This is a genomic window from Streptomyces hygroscopicus subsp. hygroscopicus (genome assembly GCF_001553455.1).
In the GTDB taxonomy this organism is placed as follows: Bacteria; Actinomycetota; Actinomycetes; order Streptomycetales; family Streptomycetaceae; genus Streptomyces; species Streptomyces hygroscopicus.
In genome coordinates this window covers 1-4,458 of the sequence record NZ_BBOX01000409.1, presented here as the reverse complement: position 1 = coordinate 4,458, position 4,458 = coordinate 1, and the positions used below count along the sequence as shown (strand labels likewise).

Sequence of the window (4,458 nt, the reverse complement as noted above, 5' to 3'; positions counted from 1 at the left end):
TCAATGTCGCGGTGTCCACGGGCGGTTCGGCGGCGGGGACGGCGGGCCGGGCCGGCACATGGGGTTCGGATTCCCGGAGGGCGCTGGGGAGTTCCGCGCCCCTGGACGCGGGGGCGGCGGACGGCGGCGCGGACCGGCCCGGGGTCTGCTCGCCCGACGGCGGCCAGCTCACGGCCGGGCTCACCTCGCCGCCTGCCAGCCGGGCGCTTTCGATGATGTCCGCCGCCGCGGTACGGAACAGCTCGCGCCGCCGCACCCCGCGCGCCACCGCCACCGCCTGCTCGGCGCCGTCCGCGCGGCCGACCGCGGCCAGCACCTCCTGCTCCAGATGGGCCCGGCCGCGCGGGTGCAGCCCTCCGGGGTCGCCGAGCAGGGCGACCGCCTCGGGGGCGCGCAGCAGCAGATCGGGGGCGAGCCGACCGGCGGAGAGCACCCGGGCCAGGTTCTCCGCGGCGGCGCCCTCGTCGCGCAGCAGCCGCAGGTACCAGGGCGTCTTGCCCAGCGCGTCGGAGACCTTGCGGAAGCCCAGCAGCCCGGCGTCCGGGTCGGCGGAGTCGGCGAACCAGCCCAGCAGCACCGGCAGCAGCGTCCGCTGGATCGCCGCCTTACGGCTCACCCCGGACGCCAGGGCCTCCAGGTGCCGCAGCGCTCCGGCCGGGTCGGCGTAGCCCAGGGCCGTGAGGCGCTGCCCGGCCGCCTCGGAGCTGAGCCGGATCTCGCCGGGTTCCAGCTGGGCGACGGCGTCCAGCAGCGGCCGGTAGAAGAGCTTCTCGTGCAGCCGCCGCACCTCGCGGGCGTGCCGCCGCCACGCGGCGCCCAGTTCGGACACCGGATCCGTACGGAACCCCAGCGACCGGCCGAGGCGGCGCTGATCGGCCTCCGCCTCGGGCATCAGATGGGTGCGGCGCAGCCGGTAGAGCTGGATGCGGTGCTCCATGGTGCGCAGGAAGCGGTACGCGGCGTCCAGCGCGGCGGCGTCGGTGCGTCCCACGTAGCCGCCCGCGGCCAGCGCCGCGAGCGCGTCCAGCGTGGTGCCGCTGCGCAGCGACTCGTCGGACCGCCCGTGCACCAACTGGAGCAGCTGTACGGCGAACTCGACGTCGCGCAGGCCCCCGGGGCCCAGCTTGAGTTCGCGCTCGACCTCGGCGGCGGGGATGTTCTCGACCACCCGGCGGCGCATCTGCTGCACGTCGGGCACGAAGTTCTCGCGCTCGGCGGCCTGCCAGACCATCGGCGCGAGGGCGTCCACGTACGCCTGGCCGAGCGCGCCGTCGCCCGCGACCGGACGGGCCTTCAGCAGCGCCTGGAACTCCCAGGTCTTGGCCCAGCGCTGGTAGTACGCCAGATGGCTGGAGAGGGTCCGCACCAGCGGGCCGTTGCGCCCCTCGGGGCGGAGGTTGGCGTCGACGGGCCAGATGGTGCCCTCGACCGTGACGTCGGAGCACACGCGCATCAGCCGGGAGGCGAGCCGGGTGGCGGCCCGCACCGCCTCGTCCTCCTGGACGCCCTCCACGGCCTCCGCCACGAAGATCACGTCCACGTCGGAGACGTAGTTGAGCTCACGGCCGCCGCATTTGCCCATGCCGATCACGGCGAGCCGGCAGGCGGCGGCGTCCTGCGGCTGTTCCTCGGCCGCGATCTCCAGCGCGGCCCGCAGCGTCGCGGTCGCCAGGTCGGCCAGCTCGGCGGCCGTCTGGGTGATGTCGGTGGTGCCGCACACATCGCGGGCCGCGATCGCCAGCAGCGCCCGGCGATAGGCGACGCGCAGCGCGTCGGCCCGGGGCAGCCCCGCCCCGGGCGGGCCCCAGACCCCCTCGGCCAGGGCCTGTTCGAACTCGGGGGTGGTCGGATGCAGATCGGCCGACTCGTAGGTCACCAGGGCGTGCCAGTCCTGCGGATGGCGGACCAGGTGGTCGCCGAGCGCCTCGGAGGCGCCGAGCACACCGAGCAGCCGGTCGCGCAGCGGCTTGGCGGTGACGAGGGTGTCCAGCAGCGCCTGCCGGGACCCGGCCCGCTGCCCGCCGTCCTCCTCCGGGCCGCCCTTCTCCTCCTCGGGCAGCGCCTCGACCAGCCGTACCAGCCCGCGCAGCGCCAGATCGGGGTCGGCGGTCGCGCCGAGCGCCTCCAGCAGCACGGAGTCGCTGCGCACCGCGGACAGCTCGGGCGCGTCCAGCAGCCGCTGGGCGGCCGAGGCGTCGGTGAAACCGTGCCGCAGCAGCCGGCTGACGTTACTGCTCCTGCGTCCCTGCGGTACGGACATCCCGCCGCCTCCCGTGCCTTCCTCGTGCCGCCGCCCACCCGCCCCGACCCCGGTGACGTGCGCGGTGACCTGCGCGGTGACCCGGGTGGGGCGGGCCCGCTGACGAGCCTAGACGAGTACGTCCCGGGGAGCCCCGCGCCTCCCTCGGCCGGTCCGGCGGGACCGCTCGGCGCCGGTTCCGCTCCGGCGGCCGGGGCGGGACGCCGGAGCGGGCACATGCCGCGGGCCGGCGTCGCCATGACGCCGGCCCGGAGCACCGGTCCCCCGGGGGACGCACCCGGGGCCTACAGCACCGGCAGGTTCTTCCGCAGCTCGAACGGGGTGACCTCGGAGCGGTACTCCTCCCACTCCTGCTTCTTGTTGCGCAGGAAGAAGTCGAAGACGTGCTCCCCGAGCGTCTCGGCGACCAGTTCGCTGCGCTCCATCAGGTCGATCGCCTCGCCCAGGTTCTGCGGCAGCGGCTCGATGCCGAGCGAGCGGCGCTCGGCGTCGGAGAGGGCCCAGACGTCGTCGTCGGCACCGGCCGGGAGTTCGTAGCCGCCCTCGATGCCCTTGAGCCCGGCCGAGAGCAGCACCGCGTAGGCCAGGTAGGGGTTGGCGCCGGAGTCCAGGGAGCGGACCTCGACCCGGGTGGAGCCGGTCTTGCCGGGCTTGTAGAGGGGGACGCGGACGAGCGCGGAGCGGTTGTTGTGGCCCCAGCAGATGTAGGAGGGGGCCTCGCCGCCCGCCCCGGCGGTGCGCTTGGAGCCGCCCCAGATGCGCTTGTAGGAGTTGACCCACTGGTTGGTCACGGCGGAGATCTCCCCGGCGTGGCGGAGCAGCCCCGCGATGAAGGAGCGGCCCACCTTGGAGAGCTGGAACTCGGCACCGGACTCGTAGAAGGCGTTCCGGTCGCCCTCGAAGAGGGAGAGGTGGGTGTGCATGCCCGAGCCGGGGTATTCGGAGAACGGCTTGGGCATGAACGTGGCCTGCACCCCCTGCTCCAGCGCGACCTGCTTCATGACCAGGCGGAAGGTCATGATGTTGTCGGCGGTGGAGAGCGCGTCGGCGTAGCGCAGGTCGATCTCCTGCTGGCCGGGGGCGCCCTCGTGGTGGGAGAACTCGACCGAGATGCCCATCGATTCGAGCATGGTGATCGCCTGGCGGCGGAAGTCCATGCCGATGTTCTGCGGGGTGTGGTCGAAGTAGCCGGAGGAGTCGGCGGGCACCGGGCGGGTGCCGTCCATCGGCTTCTGCTTGAGCAGGAAGAACTCGATCTCGGGGTGGGTGTAGAAGGTGAAGCCGAGGTCGGAGGTCTTGGCCAGGATGCGCTTGAGGACGTAGCGCGGGTCGGCGAAGGACGGTGAGCCGTCCGGCATCAGGATGTCGCAGAACATCCGGGCGGTCCCCGGGGCCTCGGCGCGCCAGGGCAGGATCTGGAACGTCCCGGGGTCCGGCTTGGCGATCATGTCGGACTCGTAGACACGGGCGAAGCCCTCGATCGCCGAGCCATCGAATCCGATGCCCTCGTCGAAGGCGCCCTCGAGTTCGGCGGGTGCGACGGCGACGGACTTCAGAAAGCCGAGCACGTCGGTGAACCACAGCCGCACGAACCGGATGTCGCGCTCTTCGAGCGTGCGGAGCACGAACTCCTGCTGCTTATCCATGGTCCCCTATCCTTGCAGGTCAAACGGCTCATTGCGCGGGCGCGGGGCACCTTCCGCAGCCCCAGTATCACGCGGCGGGATTTCACCGAGGTTTCGTCCGGTCGCTCCGGTCCGCCCCTGCTCCGCACCACGATGTGTGCATCGTACTTTCAGGCGGCCGGTCCGGGCCCGAGCGTTCCGCGCCCGTCGTCGCGCCTGCGGGAGGTCGATACCCCTTGGGGGTAGGGTGCCGATTATCACGATGATCAAACGGTCAGATGATGATCAAACGGTCAGATGGAGACGGCGGTGCACCGGAGCCCCTCACCCCTCAGCCGGTCGCCGATGCGGTGCATAGAGCGGCGCGTCGGCCGCCCGCCCTCCCGGCGGCGCGGTGGACGCGCCGACCCCTCCCGCATACGGCACACATCAGCATTGGGGTACCGACTCATGCACGAAAAGACTCGCCGTGCCGTGCTCGGCACGGGCATCGCCGCCGCGGGCAGCGGTCTGCTCACGGCCTGCGGCTCCCCCGGCCACGGTGCCCACGGCGGCGGGCGCGCCGACCCGGAC

General features: G+C 73.1%; 2 protein-coding genes. Both read right to left on the bottom strand.

The window, feature by feature from the left end:
• On the bottom strand, positions 1–2,260 hold a 2,260-nt coding region (locus AXW62_RS33680; RefSeq protein WP_060947810.1), incomplete at its 3' end, for a bifunctional [glutamine synthetase] adenylyltransferase/[glutamine synthetase]-adenylyl-L-tyrosine phosphorylase.
• 284 nt (positions 2,261–2,544) lie between these two features.
• Positions 2,545–3,906 (bottom strand): gamma-glutamylpolyamine synthetase GlnA2, encoded by a 1,362-nt coding sequence (gene glnA2 / locus AXW62_RS33675; protein ID WP_030825528.1) that lies wholly within the window; start codon positions 3,904–3,906, stop codon positions 2,545–2,547.
• Between the last annotated feature and the right edge of the window lie 552 nt (positions 3,907–4,458).

Bases quoted from the DNA above. Each gene is read 5' to 3' on its own strand.
- glnA2 (WP_030825528.1), bottom strand. From the start codon at position 3,906: ATGGATAAGCAGCAGGAGTTCGTGCTCCGCACGCTCGAAGAGCGCGAC.